Origin of the sequence: Streptomyces sp. NPDC058663 (assembly GCF_042716745.1) — a bacterium.
Classification (GTDB): Bacteria; Actinomycetota; Actinomycetes; order Streptomycetales; family Streptomycetaceae; genus Streptomyces.
Map to the genome: position 1 here is coordinate 123451 of NZ_JBHXRV010000007.1, position 14558 is coordinate 138008.

Below are 14558 nucleotides of genomic sequence, written 5' to 3' on the forward strand. Positions count from 1 at the left end.
TTCACCTTCATTCGCTGGATAAATCGGGACAGATACCTCTCGAATACACCCTCCCCGAACGTCCGCACCCGCAAAGCCAGTAGCATGCGGCGCCATGAGCTCCCCCACTGGGCCCGCTTCCGGCCTGCCTGTACGAATGCCGCGCCCCCGCCAGTCCGGACGCCACCGCCGTCCGGAGCCCGTGGCGGCCCCCGAGGGCGCGCCCGCCCTCGTTCTCGCCGTTCCCGGCGCGCCGACCACCGCCACCCGCGGTCTGGCGGAAGAACTTCTGAGCATCGCCCGTTCCGAGCTGCCGGGCCTCGACGCCCGCATCGGCTACCTGGACGGTGACGACCAGAGCGAGTACCTGACCCTGGACGCCGTGCTCGCGCACGCCGCGGCCGAGCGCACCTCCCGCTACGAGCTGGCTCTGGCCGCCGGACGCGAGGTGCCTGCGCCCGAGGGCCCGGTGGCCGTCGTGGTGCCGCTGCTGGCGGGTCCCGAGGCCGCCACGATGCGCCGGATACGGCAGACCCTCGTGGACAGCCACGCCGCCGCGGAACTGACCGACGTGCTCGGCCCGCACCCGCTGCTGGCCGAGGCCCTGCACGTGCGGCTCTCCGAAGCCGGTCTCTCGCGCGCCGACCGCGCCCGGCTGTTCACGGTCGCCACGGCGGCCGACGGCATCGTCCTGGCCACCGTCGGCGGCGAGGAGGCCGTCCGGGCGGCGGGCATCACCGGCATGCTGCTGGCCGCGCGCCTCGCCGTTCCGGTGATGGCCGCCGCGCTCGACGAGGAGGGCTCGATCGCCTCCGTCGCCGACCAGCTGCGCGGTTCGGGCTCCGCCAATCTGGCGCTGGCGCCGTACCTGATCGGCCCGGAGGTCGCCGCCGACCTGCTGGAGACGGCCGCGAAGGAGGCGGGCTGCGCGTTCGCCGAACCGCTCGGCGCGTACCCGGCGCTCGGCAAGCTCGTGCTGTCGCAGTACGCCACGACGCTGGGTCTCACGCCGCAGCAGCCGATGGGGGCTCCGGTCCACTGACCGGCTGCCGTTCGTCACCGGACGGCAGGTACGAGAAGGGGCCCGCACCGGTTCGCCGGAGCGCGGGCCCTCTCTCGTTGTCCTGCCGGGGCGGCCGGGCGGGGACCGTGTGTCCCGTGGCGGTGAACGGCGAGGCCTGGGTGCCGTGGCGGCGGACTGCGGGGGCCGGCTGCCCCGTGACCGCGGACTGCGGCTCAGCCGAAGACCACGCAGGACGCCGCCGGGGCCTCCACCGAGCCCGCCCGGTGCGGGATCCCGGTCCGGGCGTCGATGTCGAACCAGGTGACATCCCCGGACCGCTCGTTGGCCGCGTACAGCCGGCGGCCCGCCGGGTCCAGGGCCAGGTCGCGCGGCCAATGCCCGCCGCACGGGACCGTGGTGCGCAGCTCGGCGCTCCCGTCTCCGGCGACGGCGAACACGGAGATGCTGTCGTGTCCGCGGTTGGCGACCCACAGGAAGCGCCCGTCACGGGCGACGACGACCTCCGAGGCGTAGCTGGGGCCCTGGGTGCCTCCCGGGAGCAGGGGGACCTCCTCCAGCGGCGTGAGGGTGCCCGTGGCGGCTTCCCAGCGGCAGACGCCGAGGGTGGGGCGCAGCTCGTTCGCCACGTACACGTGCGTGCCGTCGGGGTGGAAGGCCAGGTGGCGGGGGCCCGCGCCGGGGCGCAGGGCCGCCTCGGAGTGGACGGCGAGGGTGCCGGTGGCGTCGTCGAGCGCGCAGACCCGTACGGAGTCGGTGCCGAGGTCGACGCTCAGCACCCAGCGGCCGGTGGGGTCGGGCAGCACCTGGTGGGCGTGCGGGCCCTCCTGTCGGCCCGCGTCGGGCCCGCTGCCGCTGTGGCGCAGGACGCAGGACGGTGTGCCCGGGGTGCCGTCGGCCTGCAACGGGAGGACGGTGACACTTCCGGAGCCGTAGTTCGCGACGGCCAGGTACCGGCCGGCCCGGGCGAGATGGGTGGGCGACGCACCGTCGACCGCCACCGGCGCCGCACACGGGCGGGGCACCGCGTCCGTCACGTCGAAGGCGGCCACCGCGCCGTCATCCGTCTCGCTCACCGCGTGGAGCAGCCGGCCGCCCGGGGCGAGCGCCAGGTACGAGGGATCGGCCACGGCGTCGCTCGCGCCGAGCACCGTCAGGGCGCCGGTCCGCGGGTCCACCGCGGCGGTGACGACGCCGCGGCCGCCGGCGGACGTGAACGAGCCGATGTAGGCGCGTGCGCCCCCGCCCTCGCGGTGCTCTTCGGCGGGTCCCCCGGGCTGTGCTTCCGATGCCGTGCTGCTGCTCACCGTGCAGCCCCTTTCCACGAGTTCGTGTCTGCCGCGCCGACGGTAGCAGGGCGGTCTAGACCAGATCCGCGGTTACGGGACAGCGACCCGGGGCGGCGCTGTCGCGGCCCCGGGCGGTGCGTCGTCCCGGCCCGTGCGCGGGGTGCTCAGAGCGCGCCCTCTCCCCGCGCCCGTACCAGGGCGTCGTCGTGGTGCGTGAACAGTGGGCTCCGTTCGGTGTTGTCGTACGTCCGGTGGAAGACCGGGGTGGCCGCACCCGACATCGGCGGCACGATCCACGCCCAGTCGGCGGCGACATCGCGCCCCTTGGCCTCCTCGCGTCCGAGGTGGGTGAGGAAACGTTCCGACTCGGTGTGGTGGTCGGCCATGGTGACGCCGGCGCGGTCGAAGGAGTGCAGCAGGGCCCGGTTGAGCTCGACGAGCGCACGGTCCTTCCACAGCGACCTGTCGGTGGAGGTGTCGAGGCCCAGGCGCTCGGCGAGGGGCCGCAGCAGGTTGTAGCGGTCGGTGTCGGCCAGGTTGCGGGCACCTATCTCGGTGCCCATGTACCAGCCGTTGAAGGGGGCGCACGGGTAGCAGACGCCGCCGATCTCCAGGCACATGTGGGAGATCGCCGGGACGGCGTGCCAGCGCAGCCCCCATTCCTGGGCCCAGGTGTCCTCGGGGTGCTCGATCGGCACTTCGAGGACGGCGTCGGCGGGCAGTTCGTAGGGGCGCGGCCGGTCGTCGCTGCCCTGCACGATCAGTGGCAGTACGTCGAAGGGGCTGCCGGGGCCGCCCCGCCAGCCCAGCCGCAGGGCGAGGTCGGTGAGGCCGGCGTTGCGGGGGTCGCCGACGATGCCGCCGTCGGCGGTGGCGTACCCGGCGTAGCGGATGAGCTGCTCGTTCCAGATGCGGGGGCCCGGGCGGGCGGGGGTGTCCGGGGCGAAGATCGTGATCATCGGACGGATCCTGCCGTCGTTGCCTGCCTCGCGGAGGTGGTCGGCGCATTCGCGGGCGACGGAGTCGGCGTCGCTGAGGTGGCGGCGGTCGCGGACGCGCAGGGAGTTCCAGTAGAGGCGCCCGATGCAGCGGTTGCTGTTGCGCCAGGCGACCCGGGCGCCGAAAGCAAGCTCGTCGGGAGTGTGCCGGTAGCTGCCGGTGGCGTCGATCTCGGCATGCACGGCGGCGAGGCGGGGGCCGGGGTCGCCGTGGGCGGGCAGCTCCTGGTGGTGGAGCCGGATGAAGTCGTCGGCCAGCCGGTGCAGGTCCGCGGGGTCCAGGGCGTAGGCGCGGTTGACGGGTTGGCCGGCCGTGAGTTCCGGCTGCGCGGCGGCTGCGTGTCCCGCGGCGGAGTCGGGCCCCGGGTGGGCTCCGTGGCTGACGGGGCAACGGGCGGCCGGGGCGCCGGCACCCGTGGCCCGGTCGTGACGGTCCTGCGCACCGAGTGGGGGGACGGGCGGACCCTGCTGGACGGGGATGCGGCCCGGGGCGGGGGCGCGCTCCGACTCGGCGGCCGGGGCGCATCCGGCCGTGGAGACGAGCGCTCCCGAGGAGGCGGGCCCTCCCGTGAAGGCGGGGACGGCCGCGGAGGCGGGCCCTCGCGAGGCGGGGACGGCCGTGGAGGCGGGGACGGGTCTATCGATCGGGGCATGCCCAGCCCTGGGGGCGGAGGCGTGGCCGGGTGGCGGGATGTGCCCGGCGTCGGCGGCAAGTGCGTGCCCGGACTCGGTGGCCGGGCCGTGCCCGGGGGCCGGGACGTGCCCCGACGCGGCAGCCGGGGCGTATCCGGCCGTGGACGCGTATGCGGCCGTGGGGGCCGGGGCGGGCCCGGGGGTCTCGGCGGGCCCGGGCCCGCATGGCTCGGGCTGCCCGGGCCCGGGGGCCGGGACGGGGCCGGCCACGGGTGAGGGGGCAGGAGCGTGCCCAGTGGTCGGGGCGGGCCCGGAGGAGGCATCCGCGGGGCGGGTGGCGTGCCGGCCCCCGGTGGGCCCGTAGCGGGCCCAGGGGGTGGCTGTGTGCGGGCCCACCACGGGTGGGGGGACGGTGGGGGGCGTACCCGCGGGGGGCGTGCCGCCGGGTAGGGGGGCGGCGGCTCGCTGAAGATCGTCTGGCATCCTGCTCGCATCCCCAGGCATCGAAGAATCACGCGGATCACGAGCGGGAATTACGCGTCCCCGCCCGTTCTCCCGCATGATGCCGCCGCATTTACCCCCGATGTACGCCGATCACCCGGTTACGCGGGGACCAGCGGGGAGCGTGGAGAAGTGCGCAGGGGCGTGGCCAGAGCGGCGAGCGCCCCCTCGAGCTCGGTGAGGTGCGTCAGCGCGGCCTCGGCTCCTGGGTGGTGCCGGTGCACGGGCTCGGGCAGGGGCGTCACCGGCAGCGGAACCGGTACGAGTGCTTCCGCGGCGGCCCGCTCCCCCCGCACTCGCGCCCCGGCCACCGCGGCCGTCCCCGGCGCATGGGCCGGGCCGCCCGGCACCAGCGCTTCCACCGCGGCTTCGACCCGCGCGCAGGCCGCGGTCAGCCGGGCGTCGTGGGAGGCCGCGGGGTCGGCGGCCACTTCTGCGAAGGCGCGCACCAGCCGGGCGCAGTCGTCGAGCAGCGCGGCCACCTGGCGGGCCCTGGCCTTGCGGGCCCGCAGCGGGCTGATCGGGTGGAGCAGCGGGGCGAGCGAGAGCCGGACGCGGCCGAGGAGCAGTTCGAGTTCGGCGGCGTGCGGTGCGGGATCGGCGTGCGCCTCACCCGCGAGACGGCGCGCGGCCTCGGTGGTGCAGTGGCGGACGCAGTGCAGGGCCCGCTGGATCCACGCGTCGGTGGACGAGTGCGTGGTGATGGGGAGGATCACGGCGACGGCGAGCACGGCACCGAGGGCGCCGACGGCCGTCTCCTGGACGCGCAGCAGGAGCAGCCCCGGGTGGAGCACGCCGAGGAGCCCGTACAGCAGTCCCGCCATGACGGTGACGAAGAACATCATCCAGCTGTAGCTCGGGCCCGCCGTGTAGAAGATGCCGAAGACGCACACCGCGACCAGCACCGCCGTGGGGGCGGGCGCGCCGTCGAGGGGCACCGCGATCAGCAGTCCGGCCGCGATGCCGAGGACGGTGCCAAGGACCCGACGGAAGCCGCGTACCAGCGTCTCGCCGCGCGAGGTGGTGTTGACGAAGATCCACCACGCGGCGCCGACGGCCCAGTACCAGCGGTCCTGCGAGAGCAGCTGGCCGAGCGCCAGGGCGAACGCGCAGGCGGCCGTGACCTGGAGGGCCTGGCGGGTGGTGGGCCTGGCCAGACCGAGGCCGGTGAGCGGGGCGGGCGCGGCGGGCGGCGGGGTGCGCCGTTCGATGCGCCACAGTCCGAAGCGGACCGCGCTCGCCACCGCGACGGCGAGCGCCACGGCTCCGTACAGCTCGGGCAGCTGGCCGGGGACGGCGTGCAGGAACTGCGTGACGAAGAACATCATGAAGGCGAACGTGCCGAGCGCGTGCCCGCGCGGCCCCCACCGCCTGGCGTAGGCCCCCGCCAGGACCACGGCGAGGAAGCCCAGGTCGCGCGGGAGCGGGTGGTCGTGGAGGAGGGTGGCCACGGCGAGGACGGGGAAGCCGGCGGCGGGCAGCAGGGCGGTGGTGAGAGCCTGGCCGCGGACGGCCGGGTCCTGGACGGTGAAGAGCGCGAGCAGCGCGGCGAGTCCGCCGACGATGGACGCGGTCAGCGACATGCCGCACAGTTCGGCGACGGCGACCGCGCCGCCGATGCCGAGGACGGCGCGGGTGGAGACCCGCAGACGCAGCAGCCCGGGATCCGGTGCATGGAACATCCTCTTCACAGCGGCAGCCCCGCCCCCTCGTGTCGTCGTGTGCGGCCTGCCGTGCGCGGGCCGTCGCGCCCGGCCGGTTCCGCCCGGGCATGGAAAAGGCGCCGCGGGCCCGGTGCGGCGACATCGCCGCACGGGCCGCTGCGCGGCGCCGTGGCAAACAGCGATCAAGCAGTCAGTACGCAGAGCAAAGCATCAAGTGGGACAGTGGCTCAACCGGCACTGCTGAGACTGTGCCATTGGCCCAGCTGATGGGCGTACGGCAGAACCACGAGGAGGCCAACGGACCATGCCGGTCGACGCACTCGACACCCGCATTCTGAAGCTGCTGATCGAGCAGCCGCGCACGAGTGTGCGCGAGTACGCCCGGATCCTGGGCATCGCACGCGGCACCCTCCAGGCGCGGCTCGACCGGCTGGAACGGGAAGGCGTGATCACCGGGACGGGTCCCGCCCTCTCCCCCGCCGCGCTCGGCCATCCGGTGCTGGCCTTCGTGCACGTCGAGGTGACCCAGGGGCATCTGGACGAGGTGGGGGACGCGCTCGCGCAGGTGCCGGAGATCGTGGAGGCGTTCTCGATCACGGGCGGTGGTGACCTGATGACGCGGGTGGTGGCCCGCGACGCGGGGCACCTGGAGGACGTCATCCAGCGGCTGATCCAACTGCCCGGCGTGGTCAGGACACGGACCGAGGTGGCGCTGCGGGAGCGGGTGCCGCACCGTCTGCTGCCGTTGGTGGAGGCGATCGGGAAGGCGGCCGGGGCCCGCGGGGAGGGCCCTCGGTGACGGGGTCCCGATGACTCAGACTGACCCCATGAGCACTTCGCGCCCCCTTTCGGTCATCTTCGATCTCGACGGCACGCTGGTGGACAGCGAGCCGAACTACTACGAAGCGGGGCGCAGGCTCCTCGCCCGGCACGGCCTGCCGGACTTCAGCTGGGACGAGCACACCCGCTACATCGGTATCGGGACGCGCGAGACGCTGGAGTCGCTGCGGGACAAGTACGGCATCGACACCGGAGTGGACGCGCTGCTGGCCGAGAACAACCGCCTCTACCTGGAACTGGCCGCCGCCTCGACCCAGGTGTTCCCCGAGATGCGCGAGCTGGTGGAGCGGCTGCACGCGGACGGGGTGCCGATGGCGGTGGCGTCCGGTTCCTCGCGGGAGGCGATCACGGCGGTGCTGGCCGGGACGGGGCTGGACGCGCAGCTCGGCGAGGCGGCCGGCGGTGTGCTGGTGTCGGCGGAGGAGGTGGCGCTCGGCAAGCCCGCGCCGGACGTCTTCCTGGCCGCCGCGGCCCGTCTGGCGGCGGAGCCCGGGTATTGCGCGGTGTTCGAGGACGCGGCGCCCGGGGTGACGGCGGCGCTCGCGGCGGGCATGCGATGTGCGGCGATTCCCTCCGTGGCGGGCAGCGAGGGAGACCCCGCTTTCGGCACGGCGGACCTCCTCTTCCGGGGCGGACAGGCCGACTTCACCGCGGAGGCGGCGTACGTCTGGCTGGGAGTCTGACGCCACCGATGGCCGCCCCGCCAACTGGCCACGCACGACCGCGAGTTGTGACGTAGGCCACATCACCCCTGGTTAGCTACTTAGGTAAGCCTAAGCTAAGTTAATCGGCGTCGGCCTCCACTCAGGAGGCACTTCTGCCACAGGAGACGTACCCAGTATGTCCACGTTCACCCGTCACATCCGGCGCACCGCCGCCACCGCCGTCGCCCTCGCCGCGGGCAGCTCCCTCGCCCTCACCGCGACCACCACCGCGCACGCGGCGAAGCCTGCCGCCGGATCGACCGTGACCTCCGCGCAGTTGACCGCAGGCCTCTACCAGTCGTCGTACTCCGAGCGGAACCACGTGCTGTGGGCGACCGCCGCCGTGGGCCGTCCGCCGGTCACCAAGTCCTCGCTGATGAAGGTCGACCCGGCCACGCTCAAGGTGCGGGCCACCTACACCCCGCCGGTCACCGACGCCACCACCGGTGCCGTCGAGGCCGTCTACGGCGTGGCCGTGGACGACGAGCACAACACCGTCTGGACGACCAACACCCGCAACAACTCGGTGTCCGTCTACAGCCAGCGCGACGGCAAGCACCTGGCGAGCCTGCCGAACGTGGCGCACGCCCGCGAGATCGTCGTCGACGAGCGCCGCAACACCGTGTGGGCGAGCGCCTTCGGCGACGGCACGCTGGTCGCCTACGACACCGCGACGTTCAAGGAGAAGAAGCGCGTCACCGTCACCGGCAGCCAGCCGACCGGTCTCGCGCTCAACAAGCGCACCGGCACCGTGTACGCGGCCGACCTGGGCGGGGACCGGATCGTCGAGGTCTCCCCGTACGCCAAGGAGCCCCGGCTGATCCCGGTCGGCGACGGCCCGATCTCCGTCGCCCTGTCCGGCGACGGCCGCACCGCCTACACGGCCGACCAGGCCGCGGGCACCCTGTCCGTGGTGGACCTGCGCAAGGGCGCCGTCACCAAGACCGTTGCGACGGGGGCCGGTGCGCTGTCCGTCGCCCACGACCCCCGGTCGGGACGAGTCCTGGTCGCCAACCGTGGGGCCGGCAACGTGACGGTCGTCGACCCGCGCAGGGGCGCAGTCGTCGAGACGCTCGCCACCGGGGCGAACCCGAACCACATCACCGTGACGCGCGGCACCGCGTACGTGGTGGACAAGTCGGCGGGCGGCGCCAACCGCGAGGACCAGGCACACCGGATCCGCATCGGCCGCTGACCCGGCACACCGGTGACCGGCCGCACCGGTGACCGGCCGCACCACGCACCACAGATCCGTGTGAACCCCGCAATGCCCGGGACCCGAGGTGACGGGTCCCGGGCATTCCGGCGCGCCCACCCCCGCTCGGGCGCGGTGCGGGGGTGGGCGGGGGACGGACCTCAGCCCAGGAAGCTCAGCCTGACCTTGCGGTCGGGGTTGTCCACGTTCGTGTCGACCAGGCAGACGGACTGCCAGGTGCCCAGCTCCAGCCGCCCGTTGATCACCGGCAGGGTGGCGTGCGGGGGGACGAGGGCGGGGAGCACGTGGTCGCGGCCGTGGCCGGGGGTGCCGTGGCGGTGCTGCCAGCGGTCGTCGGCGGGGAGCAGAGTGCGCAGGGCGGCGAGGAGGTCGTCGTCGCTGCCCGCGCCGGTCTCCAGTACGGCGATGCCCGCGGTGGCGTGCGGGACGAAGATGTTGAGCAGGCCGTCGCGGCCCTCGGCCGCTTCGGCGAGGAAGCCCTCGCACTCGGACGTGAGGTCGGCGACGGCCTCCGTCGAGCCCGTCGTGAGGTGCAGGACGCGGGTGGTGAATGTGTCGGCCATCCCTCCATGTTCGCCCACCCGCAGCGGGAAGCCCCGCACGGCGATCCGCGGCCGTGCGGGGAAGATTCCCGGCCCGCGCCCCGTTGGTAGAAACATGAACGATTTCGGGGTGCGGGACGTGGACGTCGTGGTCATCGGCGCGGGGCAGGCCGGATTGTCCGCCGCGTATCATCTGCGCAGGTCAGGGCTGGTCCCGGAACAGGACTTCGTGGTGCTCGACCATGCCCCGCGACCCGGTGGCGCCTGGCAGTTCCGCTGGCCCTCGCTGACGTACGGGAAGGTTCACGGCATGCACGCGCTGCCGGGGATGGAGCTGACGGGAGCAGACCCGGGCCGTCCGTCGTCGGAGGTCGTCGGGGAGTACTTCGCGGCCTACGAGGACGCGTTCGACCTGCGGGTCCACCGGCCGGTGAACGTGCAGGCCGTGCGTGAGGGCGAAGGCGGGCGGCTACGGGTGGAGACCTCGGAAGGGGTGTGGGGCGCACGGGCGCTGATCAGTGCGACCGGCACCTGGGACCGGCCGTTCTGGCCGCGCTACCCGGGGCAGGAGCTGTTCCGCGGCCGCCAGCTGCACACCGCGAACTACCCGGGGCCCGCCGACTTCGCCGGGCAGCGCGTCGTCGTGGTGGGCGGCGGGGCCTCAGGAACCCAGCACCTGATGGAGATCGCCCCGGTGGCGGCGGCCACCACGTGGGTGACACGCCGTCCGCCGGTCTTCCGCGAGGGCGAGTTCAACGAGGAGTGGGGCCGGGCGGCCGTCGCCCGGGTCGAGGAGCGGGTACGGCTGGGGCTGCCGCCGCAGAGCGTGGTGTCGGTGACGGCGCTGCCGGTGAACGAGGCGGTCCGCGCGGCACGGGAGAGCGGCGTTCTGGACCGGCTGCCGATGTTCGACCGGATCACGGAGGACGGGGTGGCCTGGGACGACGGACGGATCGTCGAGGCCGATGCCCTCGTCTGGGCGACCGGATTCCGGCCCGCGGTCGACCACTTGGCACCACTGCGGCTGCGGGAGCCGGGGGGCGGCATACGCCTGGACGGCACCCGGGTGGCCGGCGACGAGAGGATCCACCTCGTCGGGTACGGGCCCTCGGCCAGCACGATCGGGGCGAACAGGGCGGGGCGGGCGGCGGTACGGGAGGTACGGGCACTCCTGGCCCGGGCCGAACGGCGCGAGGTGGCGGCGGGGGCGGTGTCCGGGCAGCACTGACGCCCAGCACCCGTCGCCGTCCGCGTCCCCTTCCCGGCCCGCGCCCGCATCCACGCCGGCGCCCGCATCCCCGCCCCCATCCGCACCCGCACCCGCACCCGCGGTCAGTCGCTCGCCCTGGCCCGGTTCTCGTTGAATTCGGCCACGTTCCGCTTCTGCACCTCGTAGTCGTCCGTGAACCTGGTGTCCCCCGGCTTCACCGTGACGAAGTAGAGCCAGTTGCCCGGCGGCGGGTTGCGCGTGGCACGCATCGCGTCCAGACCCGGGTTGCCGATCGGGGTCGGCGGCAGACCCTGGCGCGCGTAGGTGTTGTACGGACTGTTGATCCGGGTGTCCTGGTGGGTGGTGTCCAGTGTGCTGCGGTCCAGCGCGTAGTTGAGGGTCGAGTCCATCTGGAGCGGCATCCCGCGGGCCTCCCGGTTCTTGATCACCCTCGCCACTTTGCCCATGTCGCTCACCGTGTCCGCCTCGGCCTGGACGATGCTCGCCACGACGACGTCCCGGTACACCGCCGGGCCGGTGCCGAAGCGCTCGTTCGCCGTCCTGACCATGTACGTGAGCAGGCTCGCCGCCGTGGTGCCGTCCTTCACGGGGTACGTCGCCGGGAAGAGGAACCCCTCGGGGTTTCCCTCCGCGGCGGCGGGCAGTGCCAGACCCGCCGTACCGGCGGCTTTCTTCGCGGTGCCCGGCGTGGCGCCCAGGGCCTTGTCGACCGCCGCGTACACCTGCGAGGCGCGTCGGCCCTCAGGGACCGTGAGGGACGCGTCCTGCCCGCGCTCCTCCTTCTGCCACCGCAGCAGAAGCACCACTCCCCCTGCCAGCAGGGCGAGAACGACGAGGACGCACACCAGCAGGACACGCCGACGGCGACGGGTTCTGCGCCGCGTGGGCCGGGGCGATGACTCCGGGGACTCGAACTCCATACCGGAACGCTAGCCGCCCCCGCGCTCCGGGACCGGTAACCCGACACGATGATCACAGTGCGGCGAACACACGAACAGGGGATCGGGTGTTCGCTGGAACGCGTGATCCAGTCGGATTTCGTTGCTCAACTCCCTTGTGGCGCACGATGCTTACGGTGCGCAAGCGACGGGCTGCAGACCGTGTTGGCGCATGTCCCACACGTACCTTGCACAAGGAGAAACCGAGATCATGAACCTCATCACCGACCTTCTCGCCGGCGCCTTCCACTTCCTGGGCTGGCTGGTCTGACCGAGGTCCCCGCAGCGGCGCCGCTTCTCCCCCGTCCCAGGGGAGGGGCGGCGTCGCCGCGTGCGAGGGGGGTACGGCGAGCCGCCTTCCGGCAGGCACACGACCGGCAGGACGCAGGGCCGCACCCGGGCTCCCTCCGCAGCGACCGGTCCAGCCCCTCCGCGACCACCGGTCCGGCCCCTCCGCGACCACCGGTCCAGCCCCCTCCGCGACTGCCGGCCCGGCAGGTCACGGGCCCGCCGGGGTCAGCCGGGTGTCCCTGCGCAGCAGCGCCGCATAGCGGCCGTCGCGCTCCAGCAGTTCCTCGTGCGTCCCCCGCTCGGCTATCCGGCCGGCGTCCAGGACCACGATCTGGTCCGCGTCGCGGACGGTGGAGAGGCGGTGGGCGATGGTGATCGTGGTGCGGCCCGCGGAAAGGGCGTCGATCGCCTGCTGCACCGCGTGCTCGGTGCGGGTGTCCAGTGCGCTGGTGGCCTCGTCGAGGATGAGGACCGGCGGGTCGCGCAGGATCGTGCGGGCCAGTGCCAGGCGCTGCTTCTCACCGCCGGAGAAGCGGTAGCCGCGCTCGCCGACGAGGGTGTCGTAGCCGTCGGGCAGTGAGGCGATGTGGTCGTGGATCTGGGCGGCCTCGGCGGCGGCGCGGAGCTCGTCGTCGGTGGCATCCGGTTTGGCGAACCGCAGGTTGTCGGCGACGGAGGCGTGGAAGAGGTAGGTCTCCTGCGAGACCACGCCCACGGTGCGGGCGAGGGAGTCGAAGTCCAGGTCGCGGACGTCGGTGCCGTCGAGGGTGACCCGGCCGCCGGTGACGTCGTACAGCCGGGGCACGAGGTAGCTCAGGGTGCTCTTGCCGGAGCCGGTCGGGCCGACCACGGCCAGGCTGCCGCCCGCGGGGACGGTGAGGTCGATGCCGCGCAGGGTCGGGCCCGACTTCTCGTCGTACGCGAAGTCGACGTTCTCGAAGCGGACCTCGCCCTTGGCCGCGGTGAGGCGCACGGGCTCGTCGGGTTCGGTGATGTCCACCGGCAGGTCGAGGTACTCGAAGATCCGCTGGAACAGGGCGAGCGAGGTCTGCATCTGGACGCCCGTCGACAGCAGGCTGACGGCCGGGCGCAGCAGGCCCTGCTGGAGCGAGACGAAGGCGACGAGCGTGCCGAGGGAGACCACCGGGGCCCCCGCGTTCATGCTCAGGCCCGCGGCCCAGTAGATGACGGCGGGCATGGCGGCCATCACGATGCCGATGGTCGACATCCGCCAGCGGCCGGCCATGCTGGCGCGGATCTCCAGGTCGACGAGGCGCTCGGACTCCGCGGTGAAGTTCTTGGTGAGGGAGTCGGAGCGGCCCATGGTGCGGCCCAGCAGGATGCCGCTGACCGAGAGGGACTCGGTGACCGTGGCCGACATGGCGGCCATCTGCTTCTGGCGCTTGGTGGTGATCCTCTTGCGCTCGCGGCCGACCTTGCGGCTGATCCACACGAAGACGGGCAGCAGGAGCAGCGAGACCAGGGTGAGCCGCCATTCGAGCGCGAGCATGGCGACCACCGTGGCGACCACGGCGGTGAGGTTGGAGACCAGGGAGGTGGCGGTGGAGGTGACGGTGGCCTGCATGCCGCCGATGTCGTTGGCGATCCGGGACTGGACCTCGCCGGTGCGGGTCCTGGTGAAGAACGCCAGGGGCATCCGCTGGAGCTGGGTGTAGACAGCCGTGCGCAGGTCGTGCATGACGCGCTGGCCGACGCTGGTCGAGATGAAGGTCTGCAGGACGCCGAAGACGCTGGTGACGACGGCCGTGACGATCATGCCGACGGCCAGCAGGGTCAGCAGGCCGGTGCGGCCCTGCGGAATGGCGACGTCCAGGATCTCGCGCAGCAGGAACGGAGAGGCGACGCCGACCAGCGAGGATGCGCCGACCAGCAGGACGACGACGGCGAGCCGGCTCCGGTAGGGGCGGAACAGTCCGAGGATGCGGCGCACCTCGGCGGGCGGCTGCGGGGCGCCGGGCTCGCGGGGTGGTGGTGTCCATGACTTCTCTTCGGGGTGCATGGGCTCCTTCGGTGGGTGTGCGGGAGGCGGGGATTCGAGAGCTTAGTTCATTGTTACCTCTACTCACAATGCACAAGGTCCTGTTATTGTTCCCGCCATGAGCAACACTCCCGGCACGAGCGGCACCGCAGGCACGAGCGGCACCCCAGGCAGCAGCACTCCCGGCCCCAGCACCCTCCGCTCCAGCACTCCCTCCAGCGCTCTGGGCACCGGCGGCACTCCGGATTCCGACACCGACGACGGCATGCTGGCCGAGCAGCTGCTGCGGTTGACCCGCCGGCTGCACCGCAGCCAGAAGCGCCAGATGGAGCCGATCGGCATCACCCCCGGCCAGGCCAGGCTTCTGCGGGTCCTCTCCCGGATCACGCCGGACGGCGGGCCGCCGCCCCGGATGGCCGATCTGGCGCACGGCCTGGAGGTCGTCCCGCGCGCCGTGACCACCCTGGTCGACGCCCTGGAGGGGCAGGGCCGGGTCCGGCGGGTGGCGGACCCGGCGAACCGCCGGGTCGTGCGGATCGAGCTCACCGACGAGGGCCGCACCACCCTGCGCGCCCTGCGCAACGCGCGCCGCGACGCCGCAGAGGACATCCTTGCTCCATTGACCGCCGCGGACCGCGAGGTCTTCGGCGGCCTGCTGTCCACCCTGGTCGACGGGGGCACCCGCTCCTGCTGAGCCACCGCCGGGAAAGCT

Annotated in this window: 12 protein-coding genes; 6 read left to right on the forward strand and 6 right to left on the reverse strand. The window is 73.4% G+C overall.

What is annotated here, in order from left to right; all coding sequences use genetic code 11:
* Window positions 1-94 precede the first annotated feature (94 nt).
* Window positions 95-1021 carry a sirohydrochlorin chelatase gene (locus tag ACFWVV_RS07325; protein WP_384348803.1) on the forward strand — a complete coding sequence of 309 codons (927 nt, stop codon included), beginning with the start codon at window positions 95-97 and terminating at the stop codon, window positions 1019-1021.
* 194 nt (window positions 1022-1215) lie between these two features.
* Here the strand turns inward: ACFWVV_RS07325 and ACFWVV_RS07330 are convergent, their stop codons facing one another.
* The 3 genes from ACFWVV_RS07330 to ACFWVV_RS07340 all read right to left on the reverse strand — a co-directional run bounded on the left by ACFWVV_RS07330 (window position 1216) and on the right by ACFWVV_RS07340 (window position 6103).
* Window positions 1216-2226: a lactonase family protein gene (locus tag ACFWVV_RS07330; RefSeq protein WP_384349084.1), complete on the reverse strand. Its 1011-nt coding sequence runs from the start codon at window positions 2224-2226 to the stop codon at window positions 1216-1218.
* Between the two features lie 227 nt (window positions 2227-2453).
* On the reverse strand, window positions 2454-3569 hold the full coding sequence (locus tag ACFWVV_RS07335) for a nitric oxide synthase oxygenase (RefSeq protein WP_384349081.1): 1116 nt from the start codon (window positions 3567-3569) through the stop codon (window positions 2454-2456).
* Between the two features lie 953 nt (window positions 3570-4522).
* On the reverse strand, window positions 4523-6103 hold the full coding sequence (locus ACFWVV_RS07340; protein WP_384348800.1) for an FUSC family protein: 1581 nt from the start codon (window positions 6101-6103) through the stop codon (window positions 4523-4525).
* 286 nt (window positions 6104-6389) lie between these two features.
* Between ACFWVV_RS07340 and ACFWVV_RS07345 the strand changes: the two genes are divergently transcribed.
* The 3 genes from ACFWVV_RS07345 to ACFWVV_RS07355 all read left to right on the forward strand — a co-directional run bounded on the left by ACFWVV_RS07345 (window position 6390) and on the right by ACFWVV_RS07355 (window position 8824).
* Window positions 6390-6884: an Lrp/AsnC family transcriptional regulator gene (locus ACFWVV_RS07345; RefSeq protein WP_384348797.1), complete on the forward strand. Its 495-nt coding sequence runs from the start codon at window positions 6390-6392 to the stop codon at window positions 6882-6884.
* A 28-nt stretch (window positions 6885-6912) separates the two neighbouring features.
* Window positions 6913-7608: an HAD family hydrolase gene (locus tag ACFWVV_RS07350; RefSeq protein ID WP_384348794.1), complete on the forward strand. Its 696-nt coding sequence runs from the start codon at window positions 6913-6915 to the stop codon at window positions 7606-7608.
* A 157-nt stretch (window positions 7609-7765) separates the two neighbouring features.
* Window positions 7766-8824, forward strand: coding sequence for a YncE family protein (locus ACFWVV_RS07355; RefSeq protein WP_384348791.1), 1059 nt, complete (start codon window positions 7766-7768; stop codon window positions 8822-8824).
* Window positions 8825-8985: 161 nt separating this feature from the next.
* On the opposite strand, the gene ACFWVV_RS07360 is transcribed toward ACFWVV_RS07355, so the two are convergent.
* Entirely contained in the window at window positions 8986-9408 is a 423-nt protein-coding gene (locus ACFWVV_RS07360; protein ID WP_384348788.1) for a secondary thiamine-phosphate synthase enzyme YjbQ, read from the reverse strand.
* 94 nt (window positions 9409-9502) lie between these two features.
* On the opposite strand from ACFWVV_RS07360, the gene ACFWVV_RS07365 reads away from it, so the two are divergent.
* A complete protein-coding gene (locus ACFWVV_RS07365) occupies window positions 9503-10615 on the forward strand; it encodes an NAD(P)-binding domain-containing protein (RefSeq protein ID WP_384348785.1) in 1113 nt (370 codons plus the stop codon).
* 104 nt (window positions 10616-10719) lie between these two features.
* On the opposite strand, the gene mltG is transcribed toward ACFWVV_RS07365, so the two are convergent.
* Complete coding sequence (gene mltG / locus ACFWVV_RS07370) at window positions 10720-11538, reverse strand: endolytic transglycosylase MltG (RefSeq protein ID WP_384348782.1); 819 nt, start codon at window positions 11536-11538, stop codon at window positions 10720-10722.
* Window positions 11539-12055: 517 nt separating this feature from the next.
* A complete protein-coding gene (locus tag ACFWVV_RS07375; RefSeq protein WP_384348780.1) occupies window positions 12056-13867 on the reverse strand; it encodes an ABC transporter ATP-binding protein in 1812 nt (603 codons plus the stop codon).
* Between the two features lie 244 nt (window positions 13868-14111).
* Between ACFWVV_RS07375 and ACFWVV_RS07380 the strand changes: the two genes are divergently transcribed.
* Complete coding sequence (locus ACFWVV_RS07380; protein WP_384349078.1) at window positions 14112-14540, forward strand: MarR family winged helix-turn-helix transcriptional regulator; 429 nt, start codon at window positions 14112-14114, stop codon at window positions 14538-14540.
* Window positions 14541-14558 lie beyond the last annotated feature (18 nt).

Coding starts and splice junctions, on each gene's coding strand:
- ACFWVV_RS07350 (WP_384348794.1), top strand. CDS start 6,913: ATGAGCACTTCGCGCCCCCTTTCGGTCATCTTCGATCTCGACGGCACG.
- ACFWVV_RS07380 (WP_384349078.1), top strand. CDS start 14,112: ATGCTGGCCGAGCAGCTGCTGCGGTTGACCCGCCGGCTGCACCGCAGC.
- ACFWVV_RS07360 (WP_384348788.1), bottom strand. CDS start 9,408: ATGGCCGACACATTCACCACCCGCGTCCTGCACCTCACGACGGGCTCG.
- ACFWVV_RS07355 (WP_384348791.1), top strand. CDS start 7,766: ATGTCCACGTTCACCCGTCACATCCGGCGCACCGCCGCCACCGCCGTC.
- ACFWVV_RS07340 (WP_384348800.1), bottom strand. CDS start 6,103: ATGTTCCATGCACCGGATCCCGGGCTGCTGCGTCTGCGGGTCTCCACC.
- ACFWVV_RS07375 (WP_384348780.1), bottom strand. CDS start 13,867: ATGCACCCCGAAGAGAAGTCATGGACACCACCACCCCGCGAGCCCGGC.
- ACFWVV_RS07325 (WP_384348803.1), top strand. CDS start 95: ATGAGCTCCCCCACTGGGCCCGCTTCCGGCCTGCCTGTACGAATGCCG.
- mltG (WP_384348782.1), bottom strand. CDS start 11,538: ATGGAGTTCGAGTCCCCGGAGTCATCGCCCCGGCCCACGCGGCGCAGA.
- ACFWVV_RS07365 (WP_384348785.1), top strand. CDS start 9,503: ATGAACGATTTCGGGGTGCGGGACGTGGACGTCGTGGTCATCGGCGCG.
- ACFWVV_RS07345 (WP_384348797.1), top strand. CDS start 6,390: ATGCCGGTCGACGCACTCGACACCCGCATTCTGAAGCTGCTGATCGAG.